This window comes from Hymenobacter sp. B1770, assembly GCF_049896385.1.
GTDB lineage: Bacteria > Bacteroidota > Bacteroidia > Cytophagales > Hymenobacteraceae > Hymenobacter.
In genome coordinates this window covers 400,657-420,371 of record NZ_JAFCUF010000004.1, presented here as the reverse complement: position 1 = coordinate 420,371, position 19,715 = coordinate 400,657, and the positions used below count along the sequence as shown (strand labels likewise).

Below are 19,715 nucleotides of genomic sequence, written 5' to 3'. Positions count from 1 at the left end.
TTATTTCGCCATTCTTCAATAAGCTCCAAGCGCGGTTATAGCCCCACCGCAATGCCGCCCACCACGCTGGCTATCCCCAGCAGAATCAAAAGCCCATAAAGCGGCCACACAAACTTGAGCCACTGCTCGAAGCGCACGCCACACGCCGCCAGCATGGCCATGAGCGTGCCATTGGTGGGCGTAATCAGCTCGCAGAGGCCGGCGCCGTACTGAAATGCCAGCACCATCACTTGGCGCGAGAGGCCGATGAGGTCTGACAGTGGCGTGAGTAGCGGCATGGTGAGGGTAGCTTGCCCGCTGCCGCTGGGCACGGGCACGTGCAGGGCCGTTTGCACGGCCATCATACCCAGGGCAGCGAAGGTTACGGGCAAGTGGGCCAGGGGCGAGGCCAGGCCGTTGACAATGGTATCCACGATGTTGCCCTGCTCCAGCACCACAAAAATGGCGCGGGCAAAACCAATCAGGATGGCCGAAAACGCAATGTCGCGGAAGCCGGCCACGAAGCCCTCGGCGGTACCGGTCGCTCCCAAGCCGCCCAGTAAGCCCGCGCTCACGCCCAGCACGAAGAACAGCGCCGACATCTGCTCGAAATCCCAGCCCAGCTTCAGCACCCCGTAGGCAAATACGCCGAACGTGACCAGCATTAGGAGCAGCACCAGCCCGTGGCGGCCGGCCCCTCGTTGGTCGGCCGCAATTTCTTCGGGCGTAATTTCGGGCTGCACGCGGTGGCGGGTGGCGTAGCGCATGGTGCCGATAATCCAGACGGTGACGGCCACAGCTAAGAATGCCATGCGCCAGCCACCGCCCGAGAGCAGCGGCAGCTGCGCCAATTTCTGGGCAATGCCCACCTGGAACGGGTTGATGGGGCTGAACGAAGCGCCCACAAAAGCGGCACCTGCGCTGGCCGCCACGGCCGTGAGGGTGGGGTAGCCCAGCCGGCGCATCAGCACCAGCAGCACTGGTACCAGCGGAATGATTTCCTCGCCCATGTTTTCGAGGGCGCCCATGGTGGCAAACAGCAGGCTGACCAACGGTATTACCACTACTTCCCGGCCTTGGGCTCGGGTCAGCAGCCAGTCGACGCCGTGGCGCAGGGCCCCGGTCTGGTCCACTACCGTGAAGGCGCCGCCCGCCAAAAAGATGAGGAACACCACGGCCGCGGCATCGGCCAAGCCTTTGGGAATATTCACCAGCATATCTAGCGGGCCTACCGGCGTGGCGGGCACGCGGTGGTAGGAGCCGGCTATCACCACATCGCGGCCGGTCTCGGGGTCCTTTTGGCGGTCAAAGCGGCCGGCGGGCAGCACGTAGCTCAGCACCGCGGCCAGTATAATAAAGCCTACAAGCAGCACCAGCGGGTGAGGAAAGCGAAAGGTGTTCATGGCACAAAGTAGGGCGGCTACGCACGAACTTTGCAAAACCACGGTTCCGCATCCATGACCCTTACGGACTTCAAAGCTTTGCACCAGCGTCGACAGGCCGAGCACATCGCCCGGCACGGCCACCGCCTGGCCGAACGCCAGGAAGACAGCTTCGAACTGACGCTGTACGCCGTGGAGGGCTTTTACGCGGAGATTTGGCGCAGCCGGGGCGAGGAACACATCCTCTTCATTCACGTGTTTCAAACGCCGAACGGGCTGGGCGACTATCTGAAACTGGTGCGGCTGCCCGATGCGCTGTAGCAATAGAGGCAGCGTTTACTCACCACCATAAGCGACCCCGACCCCCGGGGGCGCCACCTACTTGCTATTCTGATGCAGGCCGTTATCTTTTGTGGCATTCAGGCCACCGGAAAGAGCACATTTTACAAGCAGCGCTTTTTCAATTCCCACATTCGCATCAGTCTCGATTTGCTGCGGACCCGCAACCGCGAGCAGCGGCTGTTGGCCTTGTGTCTTGACACGCAGGCCCGATTCGTAGTGGATAATACCAATCCTTCGGCAGCGGAGCGGGCGCGTTACATTGGCCCGGCCAAGCAGTTAGGGTATCGCATCGTAGGATATTTCTTCCACTCAGTGGCCCAGGAGGCACTTATTCGCAACCAAAGCCGTCCGCTGCCTGAGCAAGTGCCCGACCGTGGCATCTTCGGCACGCGTGCCCGCTTGGAACTCCCAGAATATGCTGAGGGATTCGACGAACTCTATTACGTCCGCATCGGCCCGGATGGTACTTTCGTGGTTGAAACCTGGAAACCATGAAATTTAATGACTTAGATGCCCGGCTGCGGGTGTACGAAACGGCTCACGACCATTGTGCTTTGCCAGGCCTTTACCTGGTAGCTCGCCTCGATGGCCGCGGCTTTACTCGGCTCACCAAAGAAGTCCATCCTTTTGAGCGGCCTTTTGATGTGCGCTTTCGGGACTTGATGGTGGGCACCGTAGAGCATTTGATGCAGTGTGGCTTTCGGGTGCTTTACGGTTTCACCGAGAGCGACGAAATATCACTCTTGCTTGACCCGGGTGAAGACACGTTTGGCCGGAAACTGCGCAAATACCATAGCATTCTGGCAGGAGAAGCTTCTGCTAAATTCTCATTGCAATTGGGAGCAGTAGGGTGTTTCGACTGCCGCATTGCGCAACTGCCACGCTTGGCTGATGTAATAGACTATTTCCGTTGGCGGGCAGAAGATGCTTCGCGCAATGCGCTTAACGCTCATTGCTATTGGCAGTTACGTAATGAAGGGCAGAACCGCGTTGCGGCTACAACATCGGTAAAGGGACTAACTACCGCGGCCAAAAACGAGATGCTATTTCAGCGCGGCATCAACTTCAATAACCTACCATCTTGGCAGAAGCGGGGAGTTGGCGTGTATTGGCAGGAGGCTTCCCATCAGGGCTTCAATCCGTTGACGAATCAAACCACTCAGGTGATGCGTCGGGGCTTGCACATCAACTACGAACTGCCTGTCGGCGCGGCCTATGAGAGCTTTGTTCAGCAATTCCTGGAAGTGGAATAGCGCAGCAGGCAAGAAAGAACTTAAGTAGTTGTTGCTTCTGGTGCAGTTCTTAACAGCCCGGTAAAGTCCTTGAACTGGCCGGACACTAGCGTCTACGCGTTCATTAGAAAGAAACCACATGCGGATTTTGTGTCTGACGCTGCTGTTGCTATGGCCGCTGTACGCTTCCATCGGTGCCCAAACCAGGCCGGTCCGGCGCACTCCCGAAGACTTTGGCTACCGCCACCTGGTGGTGATGTTTGGGAAAGACAGTGTAGATGTGCTGGTTCTTTCGCCAAAAGGAGAAGCGCAAACCAAGAAGCCGCTGCTGCTGTGGGTGCAGGGCTCTCTGCCGAAACCGTTGATTCTGTACGATGCCAAAGGTGCATATGGGGTCTTTCCGTTTTTGGCCAAAACGGACCCGCCCCCGTGCCACATCGCCATTATCGGAAAACCGGGAGTTGCGCTAGTAGCGAACATTCAGGGAATCAATCCCAACCGGGCGTTTCAAGAAAAGACCCCGCCGCTTTATTACTGCCAGCGCAACTACCTCGACTACTATGTGCGGCGAAACGTGGCTGTGCTGCGGTACCTCAAAAAACAGTCGTGGGTCGACGCCAACCGAGTGATAGTAGGTGGCCATTCGGAGGGCAGCACGGTGGCCGCGCACCTCGCCGCCGTGCCGGGCCTGGTGAGCCGCGCCGTGTATTTGAGCGGCAACCCACTGGGGCGAATGCATTCCAACATCGTGGAGGCGCGCCGGGAGGAAGCCGCCGGCGACACGGCCGCTGTGCCGCAAGTGTTCCGTTACTGGCGCGACGTGCTGAACGACCCGACGCGCGCCGATTGCACCCCCGGCGATAATAACCGCACCACCATGAGCTTCTCAGCGGCGCCGCTGCCAGTACTACTGCGAGCCAAGGTGCCCGTATTTGTTGGCTTTGGCACGCGCGACCGGGGTGTGGCCGGCGATGACTACCTGCGCCTGGAAGCCCAGCGCCTGCGCAAAACGAACTTCACTTTCCAAGAGTACTCCGGCCGCGAGCATAACTTCTTCGGCTTCAAAGACGGCCAAATCAATTACGACGATTTCTATTGGCATAAGGTAGGGGCAGACTTTATGCGCTGGGCTGGCCTGCTCTAGCCAGCGCCAATACCGGCCAGCCTCGCCCCCGAAGTCAGCAGGAGCTTATTCTTCCAGCCGGTCCACGTCGGTGATTTGGCCTTTGTTCTGCATGATTTGCAGTTCAAATTGGGTAAGCGAGAAAGACTCTTTGCTGTATTTATCCGCCGAATTCAGCTTGCCGATGGGGTGGTTGTCATTGACTTCAAATTTATTGGCCACCAGCTCCACCGCGTTGCCTTTGGCACTCACCACCTTCAGCAAGGAGTAGATGGATTGGTCTTCATCGGAGCGCACTGTGTAGATGTCGCCGGGGCGGGGAGCGGCCAGGTAGTCGGCATTGGCGCGGGCGTCCTGCGAGCTGGCTACCACGGCCCACGCAATGAAAATGGCAATCAGCGCCAGCCCCGACCAGTGCCACAGAGGTGCGCGGGTTTCTTTTTTGAATCCCCGAGCGGATTCCTGCACTTCGGCGGGCAGCTCTTTGCCTTCCCAGGCGCGCTGGCAGTGGCCACACTGGGCCACCACGGGCTTGCTGTAGGGCAGCACCGGCACCCAGTAAATGTGAACGTAGCGGCTGAATAAACTCAGCTGCAGCGTTTCGGCTGCGGCGCAGCTAGGGCAGTTCACGCCCGGCAGGAGCGTGGTGCGCACGTGGGCGCCGTTGGTTCCGTAAACAATCATGAATGAGTAAAAAGTAGGCCAGAGGCAAGAGAGAATGGTTAGCGAGTAAAGTTAGGAAGCTAAATACTTGATTTTATCATTGATTTCTAATTCTGTTTGGTAGATTTTAACAATAGGAATTTCCTCTAAGAAAGTGGGCTGATGCTACCTTGCCGCGCATGAAACGCTTCCTTCCGTTGGGTTTTGCTTTGCTCAAGTTTATCTCGGGCTATTTCCTCATCAGCAAGGCTTATGAGTTGCAGCGCGACGAATACCTCTACCTCAACCATGGCCAGCACCTGGCCTGGGGCTACCTGGAAGTGCCGCCGCTCATTGCTGCCCAGGGGTGGGCGACGCTGGCGCTGGGCGGGGCCGAGGGCTGGGTGAAGTTCTGGCCCTTTCTGTGGGGTGCGGCTACCGTTTACCTGGTGGTGCGGCTGGCTGGGCGCTTGGGAGGCGGCTGGTTTGCGCAAACCCTGGCGGGCATCTGCTACCTGTGCACAGCTTTTGCGCGGCTGAATCTGCTGTTTCAGCCCAATTCGTTTGAGGTGTTTGGGTTTATGGCGTGCCTTTATTGGCTGGTGTGCTTTTTCCAAGACGAGCGGCCGCGCTACCTCTATCTGTTAGGCCTGGGGCTGGGGCTGGGGTTGTTGAACAAGTACACCACGCTGTTTTTTATCGCCGCGCTGGGTGGAGCGCTGGTGCTCACGCCAGCCCGGCGGCTGTTGACCAACCGCCACTTCTGGGGTGCAGCGGGCTTGGCACTGCTGCTGTGGCTGCCGAATCTGGGGTGGCAAATCAGCCACGGCTTTCCCTTTCTGCACCACATGGCACTGCTGAAGGAAAGCCAACTGGTGCACGTCGAAGCCACCGACTTCTGGAAGGCCCAGCTGCTGATGTGCTTTCCGGCGCTCCTGATTTGGGTGCCGGGCCTGCTGGCAGTGTTGCTGGCGCGCCAGTTTCGGCCATACCGGGCGGTGGGGCTGGTAGCAGTGCTGGGGGTGGGGCTGCTGGCCGTGCTGCACGGCAAGGACTATTACGCCCTGGGTTATTACCCGGTGCTGTTCGCGTTTGGGGCCGTGTGGTGGGAACAACGGCTGGCGCGGTTTCGGTGGAAGCAGCTGGTGCAACTGGTGCTGCTGGTAGTGCCGCTGGCCTGCCACTTGGCGTTTTTGCCATTGGTGTACCCCTTGCGCAGCCCGGCTGCCATGGCCGCGCTGCGTCCCAAATATGAAAGCCTGGGCGTGTACCGCTGGGAAGACGGCCAGCAGCACCAACTGCCCCAGGACTACGCCGACATGCTGGGCTGGCGCGAAATGGCCAACAAAACCTGGGCCGCCTACCGCAGCCTGCCTGACTCTGTCCGGCTCCACACCCTCATCCACTGCGCCAACTACGGCCAGGCCAGTGCCATTAATTATTACAACCGCCACCGAGCCCTGCCCGCCGCCAACAGCCTCAATGGCAGCTTTCTGTACTGGTATCCGCCACTGGACCAGTGCCGGGCCATGATTATTGTCGACGATGAACCCGACGACGAGCTGGCCCCGCATTTTGCTGCATACCGCCGGGTAAGCACCGTCACCGACCCCTTCGCCCGCGAGCAAGGCACGTACATTACCCTCGGAATACGCCCCGACAGCGCCGTGTTAAACTTGATAACACGCGAATGGCAGACCGCACTGGCGTCGTGGGAGGGCGAAACCAAGATGGCCCGTGCCCGCGAAACTGTGGAACGCTGACCGCGCGCAAACAGCCCCAAACGCGTTAGCCGAACTCCCTTTTAGTGGCTAAAAGCAATGACTTCAGTTTCTATTACATTTATCTTCACAAACGTTGATTTTATGAAACGGCTATATGTACTCCTGGCGCTGGTTGCCCTTTCGTTGCCCGGTATAGCACAGCAGACCCAGAAACCACCGTTGCACGGCAAGCACTGGATGGCGATAACTGGCAAGCCCCTGGCGGCGACGGCCGGTGCCATGACGTTTCAAAAAGGCGGTAACGCGGTAGATGCGGCCTGCGCCATGCTGGCCGCTACCTGCACCATGTGGGACGTGCTGAGCTGGGGCGGTGAAACCCAGGCGCTTATTTACAACCCAAACACCAAAAAGGTAATCGCCATCAATGCCATGGGCGTGGCGCCAACCGGGGCTACTCCAAAGTTCTTCAAAAGCAAAGGGTACAATTTTCCTCCTGAAAACGGCCCATTGGCCGCCACCACGCCCGGCACCCCTGGCGGACTCATGCACATGCTGGCCAACTACGGCACCCTCAGCTTGGAGCAGGTGCTGGCCCCGGCCATGGAAATGGCCGCCGGCTACCCCATCGAGGCGCAGACGGCCAACAGCATCGAGAAAAACAAAGCGCTGCTAAAACAATGGCCTTACAGCAAAAAACTGTTTCTGACTCACCCCGGCCAGGAGCGGGAAGCGCCCGAGGCTGGCGAAATATTTGTGCAGCAAGACCTGTTGCAAACGCTGACCAAACTGATAGACGCTGAAAAAGCGGCTCTTAAGAATGGCAAAAGCCGGAAAGAGGCCATCATGGCCGCCTACAACCGGTTCTATACCGGCGACATTGCCCAGGAATTTGTGCGTGGCTCGAAGGAGCAGGGTGGCCTGATTAACATGCAGGACCTGGCCCGCTGGAAACCGTTGGAAGAGGAGCCGCTTATGGTCAACTACAAAGGCGTTGACGTATACAAACTGCAGCAATGGACCCAGGGACCCGCCATGCTGCAGGGGCTCAACATTCTGGAAAACTTTGACCTGAAGGCCATGGGCTACAACAGCTCCAAGTACATTCATACGGTGTACCAGGCCATGAGCCTCTCGTTTGCTGACCGCGACTTTTACTACGGCGATTCTTATGCCGCCCCGGAAGAACCCATCAAAGGGTTGCTCAGCAAAGCCTACGCCAAGCAACGGTCGCGCCTTATCCAATACCAGAAAAACGACCCCCGCATTGGTCCCGGCGACCCTTACCCGTTTGAAGGAAAGAAAAACCCGTACCTGAAGCTGCTCAAGGCCAGAGGCTACGAGATGGACACCACTAAACGGAACTTCGCCCCTAAGCACGACTTGGGCAACAACTCTCCTAGTGCCGAGTACCAGGAGCGCCTGTGGCTGGGCACTACCACCATGGAAGCCGCCGATAAAGAAGGCTGGGTAGTGTCCATTACGCCCAGCGGGGGGTGGCTGCCGGCCTGCATTGCTGGCAATACCGGGGTAGGCATGAGCCAGCGCATGCAAAGCTTTGTGCTGGAACCCACTCAGAACCCGTTCAACGTGGTGGCACCTGGCAAACGGCCCCGCGTGACCTTAACGCCCTCCATGGCGCTCAAAGACGGCAAGCCCTTTCTGTCGTTTGCCGTGCAGGGCGGCGACACCCAAGACCAGAACCTCCTGCAGTTTTTCCTGAACGTAGTGGAGTTCGGCATGACCTTGCAGCAAGCCTCCGAGGCGGCCAACTTCAACACAAACCAGTTATGGCTCTCGCTGGGCGGCTCAAAGACTGACGACCGCAAACCCAAACCCGGCCATATTCTGCTTAACAAAAACACCCCTGAGCAGGTGCGGGAAGAGCTTAAAAAGCTGGGCTACACCATGAGCTTTGAAGACCGCACCAGCGGGCCCATCAATGCCATTTACTTTGACTGGAAACACAATAGCCTCTGGGGCGGCTCCAGCAACCACGGCGAAGATTACGGAATTGGCTGGTAAGAGAAGTAGATAGAGTCTATTTAGAACCCTAGCCTAAAAATAACCAGAACGTCATGTTGAGCTTGCCGAAGCATCTCGCGTAGGGTAGGTAAACTTAGTCGTCTGCCATGCTGAGCCTGCGAAGCATCCTATCACGCTTCAACGATTCGTTCAACGGTGATAAGATGCTTCCTTCGTCAGCATGACAGACGCGAGGCAGGCGAAGCGGGTGAGATGCTTGGCTTCGCCGACCTTCGGCTCGACAAGCGGCCGGCAGATGAAATTTTTTTATCCGGGACAAAGTGGGATGGGCGTTCTGCGCTGGACGATTTCCCAATAGACCTACTGGAAAGGCCGGGCCCAATAAAAAGCTCGCGTTATTTTCAGCTAAAGCACGCTGACAGCGGCTTTGAACGGAAAATACTCCAGGGCCTCCCACGGGCCGTTGCGATAAGTCCAGAGCTGCAGTCCGGTGCCAATGGCACAAAAAGGCGCGAAGTCTGCCTGAAGCCGGGCCAGCAACTCCCGGGCCACCGCGGGCTCCACCTTGTTTTGAATGGTGACGTGGGGCTGCAGCTTCTGCTGGTCCTGAGGCGTGAGGGAGGCAGCAAATGTTTGTTGCAGTTGGCGGTGCAGCGCTCGCAGCTCTTCGTTTTCCAGGGTGAAAGCAACCCCGCGGCCCAGCGAGCGAAGGCCCGTGACTTGTAGCAGGAGCTCGCACTGTGCCAGGCAACAGCTATGCAGCTGCTCGCACACGGCCTCCAACTCGGCGCCGGGCAAGTGGTGGAAGAGGGTGAGGTGAGCCGCCAGGTAATTGATTTTGGGCGGAAAATGCTCGCGCCGCAGGGCGTTGAAGTAGGTCTGGGCCGCCTCATCCAGGGCAAGGGTGAGGATGAGCGGCGCGACAGTTGGGTAGGACATGAGGCAAGGAGAATCAGCGCATAACTAGGTACGGGGTTTGCCTTTGATTAGCTGAGTTAGCTCAACCAAAATTATGATTAAGTGTTAGTTAGTCAATTCAATAAATATTGCCCAAAAAGGAGTGTTAAGCGGGTTTTAGGGACTTTATCCGAGCCGTAATACGTTGGTTAAATATCCGCCACCAACCTATTTGTATGCTCACTGCCGGCTCCCTCGTTTCCATTTCCGATACCCTGCTCACCGACCAACCTGCCACGGCTTTGGCCCCGCGCACCCACTCAGCTAAGCTCTGGCTACCGCAGCGCGTGGTGTTCACGCCCGACGCCCTGGACGAAGAATTTGGCCAGCAAATCCTGGCCCGCGTGTCGGCCCAAAACCTGGAAGTGGAGCTACTGAAAAGCAACCGCCTCACCGGCCTGCGCGGCGATGACGTGCGTGCCACCTACCGCACCGCCAAAAACACCCTGGCCATCGTGAAGGCCCCCGCCGGAGCCCTGCGTCTGCAGCCCACGCCGCCCTCGGCCGACTGGCAGCTGAACCTGGCCGAAGGCTGCCCTGCCCACTGCCAGTACTGCTACCTGGCCGGCAGCCTCAGCGGTCCGCCGGTGGTGAAGGCCTTCGCCAACCTGCCTCAGCTATTGGCCAACACTACTACTTACGAGCAGCCCGGCCGCGTGGTGAGCTTCGAGGCCAGCTGCTACACCGACGTGCTGGGCATTGAGCACCTCACTGGCAGCCTGGCTGAGGCCGTGCGCCATTTCGGCACCCGTGAAGGCGCTCAGTTGCGTTTCGTTAGCAAGTACGACCACATCGGGCCGCTGCTGGATTTGCAGCACCACGGCCGTACCCGCGCCCGCTTTTCCCTCAATGCCGAGCCTGTGGTTCGGCGCTTGGAAGGCGGCACGGCATCCGTAGAGGCCCGCATTCAGGCCATGCGCAAGCTGGCCCTGCCCGTGGCTGCGGGTGGCGCCGGCTACCCGGTGGGCGTGGTGCTGGCTCCCATTATGCCCATTCCCGATTGGCAGCAGCACTATACCGAATTGCTCGACCGCCTGCAAGTGGCGTTCGATTTCGACTGCGACCTCACCGTGGAGCTCATCACGCACCGCTTCACGCCCGGCTCGAAGGACGTGCTCCTGCAATGGTACCCCAACACCAGCCTCGACCTGGCCGAAGAGGGCCGCGCCGTGAAGCGCAACAAGTTTGGCGGCCTGAAATACGTGTACCAGCCCGAGCAGATGAGGGCCATGAAGGCGTGGTTCTACGCCGAGTGGCAGCGGCGGTTTCCGCACGCGCCGGTGCAATACTGGACGTAGCCAGGGCTTTGGGCGGGGAGATATAGAGTTGTAATTTGCTCGCCTACCCACTGCCTGCGACATGACTGATTTCGCTCCCTACACGCTGCTCATCCAACACGCCGCGCAAGTCCTGACCCTGGCCGGAGGACCACCCGACCGCCCTCTGGCCGGCCCCGCCCTGAGCAGCTGGACCATTATCGAGCAGGGCTACGTGGCCTGCTTCAACGACAGGGTGGTGGCCGTGGGCCACATGAGCGAGTTGAACCTGGCCCACCTCAGTCCCGAAACCCGCCTCATCGACGCCTCGGGCTGCGTGGTGATGCCTGGGCTGGTGGAGTGCCACACCCACCTTGTGTTTGGCGGCAACCGGGCCGACGAGTTTGAGCGCAAGCTGCGCGGCGAGTCTTACCTGGACATTCTGGCCGGCGGCGGCGGTATCCTGAGTACCGTGCGGGCCACCCGTGCTGCTTCCGAAGCCGAGCTGCTGGCCAATGCTCTGCACCACCTCGAAGGATTTCGCCGCTACGGCGTGACCACCCTAGAGGCCAAAAGCGGCTACGGCCTCGACCGCGACACCGAGTTGCGCCTAGTGCGCGTGGCCCGCGAAGCCGGCCAGTTGCAGCCCGTGCGGGTGGTGCCTACCTTTCTCGGGGCGCACGTTGTGCCGCCTGAGTTCAAGGAAGCCGGCCCGCGGGCTTACGTTGATTTTATCCTGCGCGAGGTGCTATCGGACCTGAAAGGGGAGGCGGCATTTGTGGATATTTTCTGTGAGGAGGGAGCTTTTCCACTCGACGTATCGAAGTATTACCTTGAGCAAGCCCACAAAATGGGGTTTGGCCTGAAAATTCACGCTGAGCAGCTGCACGATTTGGGCGGTTGCGAAATGGCGGCCGAACTGGGCGCCACCAGCATTGACCACTGCGACTACCTCATGCCCGACGCGGCGGCCCGCATAGCGCAGCAGAGCCAGGGTCGTACGGTGGCGGTGCTGCTGCCCCTGGTACCACTGTTTCTGCGGCAGCAGAAGTTTGCCGCCGGCCGCGAGTTCATCGACAGCGGCTTACCAGTAGCCGTGAGCACTGACTTCAACCCCGGCTCATGTCCCAGCAAAAATCTTTGGCTGGCCCTCTCCGTTGCCTGCCTCAAAATGGGCCTCACCACAAAAGAGGCGGTGGCCGCCGTCACGCTCAATGCCGCCTGGGCCATTGCTCAGCAGCACGACTGCGGAAGCTTGGAGCCCGGCAAGCGTGCCGATGTGCTGGTGCTCAAGGTGGGCAGCGTAGCCGAAATTCCTTACTGGCTGGGCGAGAATCCGGTGCGCGACGTAATAATTGGCGGTGCCCTGACGGCCTGATTCAGCTTGTTCGCGCCCTAGCGCAGCTCGTAGGAGAGGCCAAACAGAACCCCCGTTCCCATTAGGTAGCGCGGCGTCAGCCCCGAGTCGGATTTCATCAGCGAGTTTACAAAATAGGTAGCCGTGGGCTGTGCCAAAAGCTCTACCCGGGAAGTAGCCCGGTATCGTAAGTCGAGCCCTGCACTAAGGCTAATATTGAGAGAACGGTACGGTGCGCCGCTGCTGCTCCAGGTTCGGGGGGAAGTGTCGGCCCCCGTGCTCTTGCCTCCGACGTAAAAGGCCGCGTCGGCGCCGGCCAGAACTCCGTAATACAAGCGGCTGGAGCGGCCCTGTCCAAGGCCATAGCCAAGCCGCAGCGGCACCGTCAGGAACCGGTATGTATCGCGGTGGGTAAGCTGGGTCGGCACAATACTGGCCGGGGAAGAAGGGTTGACGCTGGTGCCAAAACCCATTGCAGAAAGTGTTGGATTATAAGAGTAAGGGGTTTGGGTTGCATACTCTTGGTAGCCCAGGCCAGTGCTGAAGCTCCAGCGGCCGTTCAGCACCCGGTGGGCCTGCACCTGCAGGCCATACCCTGCGCTGGGCTTCTCCTCCTGGGCCAATTGATTGGGTGCTGAATTATTGAGGAAGCGGCTAAAGGCCGAGGGCGTTACATAGGGCGAGCTAGCCAGAGCCGCCTGCTGGCCTAATCTCCGATAGGTGAGGGACGGGCCTGCCAAAACCTGGGCTGCCCACCGGCGCACCGGAATTTCCGGGGTGTCGGAGAGCGTATCTGCGTTTAGGCGTAGGGCAGGCCGTGGCGACGCCTCTTCCAGCACGGGCACCACCGAGCGCATAAGTAGTTGACTATTATTGCCAGCAGCAATCTCATGATTAGCAAGTTCGGAAGTACGTGCGGCAGGTGCTCCGGAAGGCGCGATGGCAGCAGTCCCGGTGGGTTGAGCTTCAGCGCCCGGGGTAGGAGGCAAGCCAGGCTGAGCAGACGACACTGCTATTTCATTGACCGCTTGCGATTGCCCCGCTGGGTAGTCAGAGCCTGCTGAGGTAGGCTGGTCCGGCATGCCAGCCTGGCTGGCAGCAGCTGATTCCAGACCAGTTGGCAGAACGTCTGGCCCGGAGCGTGTTTGCTTACGCGTGAGAGCGCTGCCGTTGGCAATTCCACTGCGGGCGCTCAGCCCTGTGGCGGACTGTCTGGCTGTGGAAAGCACCCGCCCATGAGCAGTTGGTGCAGTGTGCCTAGTCGCTACTGAGCCCGATGAAGCGGCGCTGCTAATGGAAGCTGCCGACGGCATTCCTGTTACTGCTTCGGCCGCCGGCGTCGTGCGGGCAATAGCTCCCCCCTCTGGCGTATAGGCCGCTTTACCGGGCAAGGTGCCTACGATTTCCGAATCTGTAATTCGTGATGATTCAGTTGACTGCGAAGCCGTGGCTGCCGAGTAGGCGGGAAGCTGGCGGGCTGCTTCGCTAGGGTTGGAGGTCGAAGGTGTTTTGGTGCCAGGCGGTGTTGAATGGGTCGCGAGCTCGCCCTGCCCCAAAGTGGTTTGGCCGGGGCCTGCGGTGCGCCACCACTGCCAGCCTGCGCCGCTCACCACGGCCAGCAGCAGGCCCAGCAGCAGCACGGGGCTCCAACGCCGGCGCTTGCGCAGTTGGGGCTGGGCCACGGGCGGCGGCAGCTGGGCCCGAATGCCGGCCCAAAGCTGCGCAGGTGGCTCCTGGCCGTAATCGGCCAGGCGGTCGCGCAGGGCGTCATATAAGTCATCGGGTTTGCGGTCGGTCATGGCAGTTGCGGAGAATGATGAGCCGCCAGGCGGCTTTCAAGCAGCCGGCGGGCCCGGGCCAGCTGCGATTTAGAGGTGCCTTCGGCTATGCCTAGGAGCTCGGCAATTTCCTGGTGCGAGTAGCCCTCCACGGCATAGAGGTTGAGCACGGTGCGGTAGCCAGCCGGCAGGGTGGCGAGTAGGGCCAGCAGGTCGTCGGCTGCTAGCTGGTCCAGGGCCGTGGGCTCGGCACTGGGCAGGTCGTTGGCTAGCTCGTCGGAGTCCGGACTGGTGCCTTGGTGCCGAAGGCGGTATTGCTCCAGGGCATGCAGGGAGGTGGTCACGGCAATGCGGCGGGCCCAGGCCTCGAAAGGGCCCTGGCCGCGGTATTGGTCGAGCCGGGTAAATATTTTAACGAACGTGTTCTGCAGTGCATCCTCCGCCTCGGCCCGGTTGGGGCAGTAGCGCAGGCATACGCCCATCAGCAGGTAAGCCAGCTTTTGGTAAAGCCGGTGCTGCGCTGCCGATTCGCCGCGCCGGCACGCAGCCAGCAGCGCCTCATCGACGGGGGCAATGGGAGGCGGCATGTGAGAAAATGAATAGAAGGCAGGCTGTACAGCACCCGCCTTGTGAAAGCATGACCGGCAACAGACCACCGCGGTTGCGTGGCTTCTAAATTTATTTCAAAATTCGCTTTGCAGAAAAGGGCCGGGGCGCCCGGGTGCTCCGCCGCACCGTATTCTTGCCAAAGAAATTCACGAAATCCTCAAAACCCACCCAATCCGTGATACGCTACTTCCACGTCGACTCTTTTGCCCAAAAGCCTTTTGCCGGCAATCCCGCCGGGGTGTGCCCCCTGCAGGCTTGGCTGCCCACCGAGCTAATGCAGCAAATAGCGGCCGAAAATAACCTGGCCGAAACGGCATTCATCGTGCCCCGGGCCGCGTCGGCCGCTGAATACGACATCCGTTGGTTTACGCCCACCGTCGAAATCGACTTGTGCGGCCACGCCACCCTGGCGGCCGCCCATGTGCTGTTTGCCCACTTGGGTTTTGCCGAGCCGGCCGTAGTTTTTCACAGCCAGAGCGGCCCGCTGCACGTTTCGCGCGAGCCCGACGGCCGCCTCACCCTCGATTTTCCGGCGCGCCCACCGCAACTGCTCGCACCGCATCCCACGGGCCTGGCCGACGGCCTGCGCGCCACGCCGGTGCACGTGCTGGCCGCCCGCGACGTGCTGGCCGTGTTCAATACCGAAGCCGAAGTGCTGGCTCTTAAGCCAGACTTTGCCCACATCGCCGCCCTCGAATATGTGGGTGTCATCGCCACAGCTCCCGGCTCGGCAGCCGATGGCATCGATTTTGTCTCGCGCTTTTTTGCGCCCCGTGTGGGCGTACCCGAAGACCCGGTCACCGGTTCGGCCCACAGCACCCTGATTCCCTATTGGGCCGAAAAGCTTGGCAAAACCGAGCTGCGCGCCCGCCAGATTTCACCCCGCGGCGGCGACCTCTGGTGCCGGCTGCGAGGCGACCGGGTAGACATCAGCGGCTATGCCGTGACCTACAAGACCGGCGAAATCCTGGTGGACTAAGCTGTCGCTAAGGCAACTCAAGAGGTGTCCACACTAGATTTTGTAGCGCGGCCTTGTAGTTCACGTCCCCGCGCATTTGGAATCTATCGAACGGCGCAAGGACGCGAACTACAAGGCCGCGCTAATACCTGGCACGGACCCCTAAACTTCCAGTAAGGGTTTAATCGCGGCGGTACCGCGGCATATGGATGCCCACGCGTGGGGTTTTGAGGGGACCGACGTAAAACGGGAAGCTGTTGTTGGAGATGCTGCCCTGCCCGTCGTACACGTTCACCTGCAGGCGGTAGGCTCCGGGTTCGGTAGGGGTGCGCACCACGGCGTTCAAGCCATTGGCTTGGGCAATTGCGCCCGGGATGATTTCGGGGGCCGTGCGGTTTTGGGGCAGGGTGTGAAACTCGTCCACATCATGGGTGATTTTCCACTCGACCCGCAGCGGGTCGCCGTCGGGGTCGGTGGCGGTGACGGATGCCGGGTAGTTGGTATTGGGTTCCAGGACCAGGTCGGCCTGGGCAAGCTTGTTGTCCAACAGGACGTTGCCCATCTGTGGGGCTTGGTTGACGGGTTTGCGCCCGGTCCACATTGTTTCAATTACGTCCACCATGGGTGTTTTCTCCCCATTGGGAGAAAACATGCTCAGCCACATATCGGTCTGCTCGAATCTGTTGCCCCAGTACAGCACATAGCTGCCCAGGCAGCGGGCGCTTTGGCTTTCGATAGTGGCTTTGTAGCCAGCTTGCATAAACTCGGCTTTGGCACTGCTGCTTTGGTCCAGCGGAGCTTCCCAGCTCGTAAGGGGGGCTTCCCACCACCCGCGGCCCCCAAACTCGCCGATGATGTAGGGCCCTTTCCACCCCGCCTGCTTCAACCGCTCGGGCTGCTGAGTCAGCTTGTTGAAGACATTAACGGTTAGCACGTCGAGGTCGGGGCACAGGTAAACAATGGAGGGAATGGCGTAGGTGCCGTCGGTGATGGTGGTTGTTACCGGGTGATTTGGGTCCAGCTTGTGAATAATTTTAATTGTTTCATTCACAATCTGATACACTTTAAAATCGCCGTAATGATTGTCAAGCTCATTGCCCAGGTTCCACATCAGCAGCGCCGGATGATTTTTGTAGCGCATCACTTGTCGGTACACTTCTTGCTGCTGCTCGGCCACCGCCTTGGGGTCGTAGTAATCGAATTTTTCGTAGGGCGGTTTCATCCACAAGCCAAACATGACCGTGAGGCCGTTTTGGTGGGCCTTGTCCAGGAGTACATCGGCGTAGGCCGGGGCGTAGAGCCGCACCGAGTTGCCTCCTTTCTCTTTTATTTTTTCGAAATGCTGAACGCCGGCCGCCCCCTTGATTACGTATGGTTTGCCAGCGCGCTGAAGCTGGTAGCTCGAATCGATGCGTACTACCCGCACCGGTACCACACCAGCTTCGGGGTGAAGTGGCGTGACCTGGTCGACAATTGATTCGGGAGTGGGGCGGCAGCCTAAGAGCAGTGCCGTAATTCCGAGCAAGCTTGTAAATAGCGTGACTGCTCGTTGAAAATGAAAGTAATTCACTGAAACGTAAGATTAAAGGAGCTTCACGGTCCTGGCTAAGGAACAGGATTGTGGATTATAATAATGAATAAATAGCTTTCTATGGGCTCAAATGTCGAAAAAAATTAATCTTGCGAAGCGGCGCAATAGGACAGCCGTACGTAGTAATCGCTAATTTTGATGATTAATGGTTTACAATAATACTACCTATTATTTTATAATTTTCTGATTATCAAGCATGTCTAGTGATATCTACCAATCAAAAGATAAACGTTTGTCTTCTTCAATGGCAAGTGACCTCGTTTCTGTAGAGGAAACTCCCCCTGAAAAACTGCCGACTCAAGGTACTACTGTTCAATTTCGGGATGCGAAAGGCGCAAAGCAGATGCGCATTCTGGTGGTGATAGGTCTTGCGTTGCTGGCGCAGTTCTTTTGGTGGTTTGCCGACTCCGACCACATGGGCTACGCCCCGCTGTATTGGCTCCTTACTTTTTCGCTGTGCTACAAGATGCTGCGCATGCTGCATGAGTGGTACCACTACGTGCACGTGAAAGAGCCCATTGCTCCCGCGGTGCCGGAAAACGCGCCGCTGCGCACGGTGGACATGCTGACCACGGCCTGCCCCGGCGAGCCGCACGACATGATTATCCGCACGCTGGAGTCGTTGGTGGCCGTGCGCTACCCGCACACTACCTACCTCTGCGACGAAGGCAACGACCCCGAACTGCGCGCCGTGTGCGAACGTCTGGGGGTAGTGCATGTGACGCGGGTTGAGAAAAAGCACGCCAAGGCCGGCAACATCAACAACGCCCTGCGCCAGGCCACCGGCGAGTTTTGCGTGGTGCTCGACCCCGACCACGAAGTTACGCCCGACTTCCTGGACCAAGTGATTGCCTACTTCGAAGACGAAACCGTGGGCTACGTGCAGGTGGTGCAGGCCTACGGCAACCAGAAAGACAGCCTGGTGGCCCTGGGAGCCGCCGAGCAAACATACCATTTCTACGGCCCATTGATGATGGGCATGAACAGCTACAACACGGTACAGGCCATTGGCGCCAACTGTACCTTCCGCCGGGTGGCTCTCGATGGAATTGGTGGCCACGCGGCCGGCCTCACCGAGGACATGCACACGGCCATGCGCCTGCACGCAGCCGGCTGGAAGTCGGTGTATGCGCCCGTGGTGGTGAGCCGCGGGCTGGTGCCGTCCACGCTCGGGGCATTCTACATGCAGCAGCTGAAATGGGCGCGGGGCACGTTCGATTTGTTGGCCCACGTCTATCCCAAGCTGTTTAAGAACTTCACGTGGCGGCAGCGCATACACTACTTTACCCTGCCGCTGTATTTCCTGTCGGGCATCGTGGCCCTGATTGACATCACGGTGCCCATTGCGTCGCTGCTGCTGCTCGAGTTTCCGTGGCACCTGTCGCTGCCGGAGTTTGCCGTGCACATGCTGCCGGTGACCATGGTGGGCTTGCTCATTCGGTACAACGCCCAGCAATGGCTGCGCGAGCGCCACGAGCCCGGCCTGCACCTAGCGGGCGGGTTTCTGCGCATTGCCACCTGGTGGGTATACTCGCTGGGGCTGGTGTATACCTTCCTCAACGTGAAGGTGCCCTACCTGCCTACCCCCAAAGAGGGCAAGGTGAAGAATGAGTGGCTGCTGTGCATGCCTAATCTGCTGCTGGCCTTCATTTCCATCGGCGCGGCGGCTTATAGCATGCAGGTGCAGGGCATTCGGGGCCCCTATACGAAGCTCATGGCCACGCTGGCCCTCATCAACGCCGCCATCCTGTTGATTTCGGTAATTATGGCCCAGCACGCGCTGCTCAACGGCCTACGGAAGTTCGTGTGGTCGGTGCGGCCATTGCACGCCATCAAGCAGTTTACCGACAATGTCTTGGCATCGGGGGCGGGCGTTATCACCCGTCGACTGCGCACGGGGTCCGTTGCCTTTGCCGCCGGCTTAGCCATTCTACACACGTTGGCTACTGCGGGCTTTGTACTAGTGCAGTGGAACGAGCAAGTGGGCATTTCCGATGACTACATCTGGGCGCATACGGGTTTTGGCCCGTTGCGGGTTGGGCAGCCCGACACCGGCTCGCCGATGCTGCCAGTGCGGCCTGCTTCCGAAGCCAACGCTCGGCCAGCCATCACCTGGGGGCCTGCGGCTAAGACCACTACCCAGCTGGTGAGTTTGGAGCTGCCTGCCGGTACACCACCGCAATTGCCGGTTGCGGCCATTGAGGAAATCAATCAGCGCGGCGATATTCCGGTGCTTACCTGGAACGTGGACGAAACCGCGGCTACCAACAACCAGCTCTTTCAGCAGCAAGTGTTGCAGCTCATTGCGCGCGAAAACCAAGTGCTGCTCCGGCCCATCTTCAACAAGACCAATCCTTCGGCTCACCGCCAGGCGTGGCAGCGTTTGGTAAAAGGCTACCGCGCCAGCGGCGATACCACAGTGGTATGGGTGTGGACGCCTCCCCGGCCTGACTCGGTAGGTACTTATTTCCCCGGCGCAGCCCACGTCACGTGGGTAGCCAGCGACTGCCGCAGCACACCCGCAACGCCCGCCATGGCAGCCAGCTGCTATGTGCCCTTACGCGAGCAGATAGCAGCCCAAATTGAGATGCAGAGCAAGCCCGTTATACTGTTTGTGCCTCAGACGTATGCCACCGACTCGTATGTATGGGCCAAAAAGCTGGAAACCCGCTACCCTGAGGTGAAAGCCGTGATTTTTACGCCCGCCCCTCCGCAGGAAAAGTCCGCCAAACAAGTAGCTCTGCGCAGCAAGTCCGGCAACTAGTGCCGCTGGCTTTAGTTGCTGGTTATTCGTTGTCAGTT

Annotated in this window: 16 protein-coding genes; 10 read left to right on the top strand and 6 right to left on the bottom strand. The window is 59.5% G+C overall.

What is annotated here, in order from left to right; all coding sequences use genetic code 11:
* Positions 1–35: 35 nt before the first annotated feature.
* Positions 36–1,382 carry a YfcC family protein gene (locus ACP7AJ_RS11030; protein ID WP_426060250.1) on the bottom strand — a complete coding sequence of 449 codons (1,347 nt, stop codon included), beginning with the start codon at positions 1,380–1,382 and terminating at the stop codon, positions 36–38.
* Between the two features lie 54 nt (positions 1,383–1,436).
* On the opposite strand from ACP7AJ_RS11030, the gene ACP7AJ_RS11025 reads away from it, so the two are divergent.
* The 4 genes from ACP7AJ_RS11025 to ACP7AJ_RS11010 all read left to right on the top strand — a co-directional run bounded on the left by ACP7AJ_RS11025 (position 1,437) and on the right by ACP7AJ_RS11010 (position 4,079).
* Positions 1,437–1,682 (top strand): hypothetical protein, encoded by a 246-nt coding sequence (locus ACP7AJ_RS11025; RefSeq protein WP_426060249.1) that lies wholly within the window; start codon positions 1,437–1,439, stop codon positions 1,680–1,682.
* Between the two features lie 72 nt (positions 1,683–1,754).
* Complete coding sequence (locus ACP7AJ_RS11020) at positions 1,755–2,198, top strand: AAA family ATPase (protein ID WP_426060248.1); 444 nt, start codon at positions 1,755–1,757, stop codon at positions 2,196–2,198.
* The gene (locus tag ACP7AJ_RS11015; protein ID WP_426060247.1) at positions 2,195–2,956 is read left to right on the top strand and encodes a tRNA(His) guanylyltransferase Thg1 family protein; all 762 of its coding nucleotides are present in this window, start codon (positions 2,195–2,197) and stop codon (positions 2,954–2,956) included. The genes ACP7AJ_RS11020 and ACP7AJ_RS11015 overlap by 4 nt, the downstream gene beginning before the upstream one ends.
* Positions 2,957–3,074: 118 nt before the next feature.
* Positions 3,075–4,079, top strand: coding sequence for an alpha/beta hydrolase family protein (locus tag ACP7AJ_RS11010; protein ID WP_426060246.1), 1,005 nt, complete (start codon positions 3,075–3,077; stop codon positions 4,077–4,079).
* A gap of 45 nt (positions 4,080–4,124) precedes the next feature.
* Here ACP7AJ_RS11010 and ACP7AJ_RS11005 read toward each other — a convergent pair whose 3' ends face one another.
* Complete coding sequence (locus ACP7AJ_RS11005; protein WP_426060245.1) at positions 4,125–4,742, bottom strand: hypothetical protein; 618 nt, start codon at positions 4,740–4,742, stop codon at positions 4,125–4,127.
* Between the two features lie 158 nt (positions 4,743–4,900).
* Here ACP7AJ_RS11005 and ACP7AJ_RS11000 point away from each other — a divergent pair, with 158 nt between their 5' ends.
* Positions 4,901–6,463, top strand: a complete 1,563-nt coding sequence (locus tag ACP7AJ_RS11000) for a glycosyltransferase family 39 protein (protein ID WP_426060244.1) — start codon at positions 4,901–4,903, stop codon at positions 6,461–6,463.
* A gap of 102 nt (positions 6,464–6,565) precedes the next feature.
* Positions 6,566–8,446 (top strand): gamma-glutamyltransferase family protein, encoded by a 1,881-nt coding sequence (locus tag ACP7AJ_RS10995; RefSeq protein ID WP_426060243.1) that lies wholly within the window; start codon positions 6,566–6,568, stop codon positions 8,444–8,446.
* Between the two features lie 366 nt (positions 8,447–8,812).
* Here the strand turns inward: ACP7AJ_RS10995 and ACP7AJ_RS10990 are convergent, their stop codons facing one another.
* Positions 8,813–9,346 (bottom strand): 2'-5' RNA ligase family protein, encoded by a 534-nt coding sequence (locus ACP7AJ_RS10990; protein ID WP_426060242.1) that lies wholly within the window; start codon positions 9,344–9,346, stop codon positions 8,813–8,815.
* A gap of 194 nt (positions 9,347–9,540) precedes the next feature.
* Here ACP7AJ_RS10990 and ACP7AJ_RS10985 point away from each other — a divergent pair, with 194 nt between their 5' ends.
* Positions 9,541–10,662, top strand: a complete 1,122-nt coding sequence (locus ACP7AJ_RS10985; protein WP_426060241.1) for a spore photoproduct lyase family protein — start codon at positions 9,541–9,543, stop codon at positions 10,660–10,662.
* Positions 10,663–10,723: 61 nt separating this feature from the next.
* On the top strand, positions 10,724–11,998 hold the full coding sequence (gene hutI / locus ACP7AJ_RS10980) for an imidazolonepropionase (RefSeq protein ID WP_426060240.1): 1,275 nt from the start codon (positions 10,724–10,726) through the stop codon (positions 11,996–11,998).
* A gap of 17 nt (positions 11,999–12,015) precedes the next feature.
* Here hutI and ACP7AJ_RS10975 read toward each other — a convergent pair whose 3' ends face one another.
* Both ACP7AJ_RS10975 and ACP7AJ_RS10970 read right to left on the bottom strand, forming a co-directional pair.
* Positions 12,016–13,776 (bottom strand): hypothetical protein, encoded by a 1,761-nt coding sequence (locus ACP7AJ_RS10975; RefSeq protein ID WP_426060239.1) that lies wholly within the window; start codon positions 13,774–13,776, stop codon positions 12,016–12,018.
* Complete coding sequence (locus tag ACP7AJ_RS10970; protein WP_426060238.1) at positions 13,773–14,342, bottom strand: RNA polymerase sigma factor; 570 nt, start codon at positions 14,340–14,342, stop codon at positions 13,773–13,775. The genes ACP7AJ_RS10975 and ACP7AJ_RS10970 overlap by 4 nt, the downstream gene beginning before the upstream one ends.
* Before the next feature lie 197 nt (positions 14,343–14,539).
* Between ACP7AJ_RS10970 and ACP7AJ_RS10965 the strand changes: the two genes are divergently transcribed.
* A complete protein-coding gene (locus tag ACP7AJ_RS10965) occupies positions 14,540–15,343 on the top strand; it encodes a PhzF family phenazine biosynthesis protein (RefSeq protein ID WP_426060237.1) in 804 nt (267 codons plus the stop codon).
* Positions 15,344–15,503: 160 nt separating this feature from the next.
* Here ACP7AJ_RS10965 and ACP7AJ_RS10960 read toward each other — a convergent pair whose 3' ends face one another.
* Positions 15,504–16,847: a glycoside hydrolase family 2 TIM barrel-domain containing protein gene (locus ACP7AJ_RS10960; protein ID WP_426060236.1), complete on the bottom strand. Its 1,344-nt coding sequence runs from the start codon at positions 16,845–16,847 to the stop codon at positions 15,504–15,506.
* Between the two features lie 310 nt (positions 16,848–17,157).
* Between ACP7AJ_RS10960 and ACP7AJ_RS10955 the strand changes: the two genes are divergently transcribed.
* On the top strand, positions 17,158–19,677 hold the full coding sequence (locus ACP7AJ_RS10955; protein ID WP_426060235.1) for a glycosyltransferase: 2,520 nt from the start codon (positions 17,158–17,160) through the stop codon (positions 19,675–19,677).
* Positions 19,678–19,715 lie beyond the last annotated feature (38 nt).

Excerpts from the sequence above, each read along its gene's own strand:
- ACP7AJ_RS10970 (WP_426060238.1), bottom strand. The coding sequence starts at position 14,342 with ATGCCGCCTCCCATTGCCCCCGTCGATGAGGCGCTGCTGGCTGCGTGC.
- ACP7AJ_RS11020 (WP_426060248.1), top strand. The coding sequence starts at position 1,755 with ATGCAGGCCGTTATCTTTTGTGGCATTCAGGCCACCGGAAAGAGCACA.
- ACP7AJ_RS11000 (WP_426060244.1), top strand. The coding sequence starts at position 4,901 with ATGAAACGCTTCCTTCCGTTGGGTTTTGCTTTGCTCAAGTTTATCTCG.
- ACP7AJ_RS10955 (WP_426060235.1), top strand. The coding sequence starts at position 17,158 with ATGGCAAGTGACCTCGTTTCTGTAGAGGAAACTCCCCCTGAAAAACTG.
- hutI (WP_426060240.1), top strand. The coding sequence starts at position 10,724 with ATGACTGATTTCGCTCCCTACACGCTGCTCATCCAACACGCCGCGCAA.
- ACP7AJ_RS10985 (WP_426060241.1), top strand. The coding sequence starts at position 9,541 with ATGCTCACTGCCGGCTCCCTCGTTTCCATTTCCGATACCCTGCTCACC.
- ACP7AJ_RS11010 (WP_426060246.1), top strand. The coding sequence starts at position 3,075 with ATGCGGATTTTGTGTCTGACGCTGCTGTTGCTATGGCCGCTGTACGCT.
- ACP7AJ_RS10975 (WP_426060239.1), bottom strand. The coding sequence starts at position 13,776 with ATGACCGACCGCAAACCCGATGACTTATATGACGCCCTGCGCGACCGC.
- ACP7AJ_RS11005 (WP_426060245.1), bottom strand. The coding sequence starts at position 4,742 with ATGATTGTTTACGGAACCAACGGCGCCCACGTGCGCACCACGCTCCTG.
- ACP7AJ_RS11015 (WP_426060247.1), top strand. The coding sequence starts at position 2,195 with ATGAAATTTAATGACTTAGATGCCCGGCTGCGGGTGTACGAAACGGCT.
- ACP7AJ_RS11030 (WP_426060250.1), bottom strand. The coding sequence starts at position 1,382 with ATGAACACCTTTCGCTTTCCTCACCCGCTGGTGCTGCTTGTAGGCTTT.
- ACP7AJ_RS11025 (WP_426060249.1), top strand. The coding sequence starts at position 1,437 with ATGACCCTTACGGACTTCAAAGCTTTGCACCAGCGTCGACAGGCCGAG.
- ACP7AJ_RS10995 (WP_426060243.1), top strand. The coding sequence starts at position 6,566 with ATGAAACGGCTATATGTACTCCTGGCGCTGGTTGCCCTTTCGTTGCCC.
- ACP7AJ_RS10990 (WP_426060242.1), bottom strand. The coding sequence starts at position 9,346 with ATGTCCTACCCAACTGTCGCGCCGCTCATCCTCACCCTTGCCCTGGAT.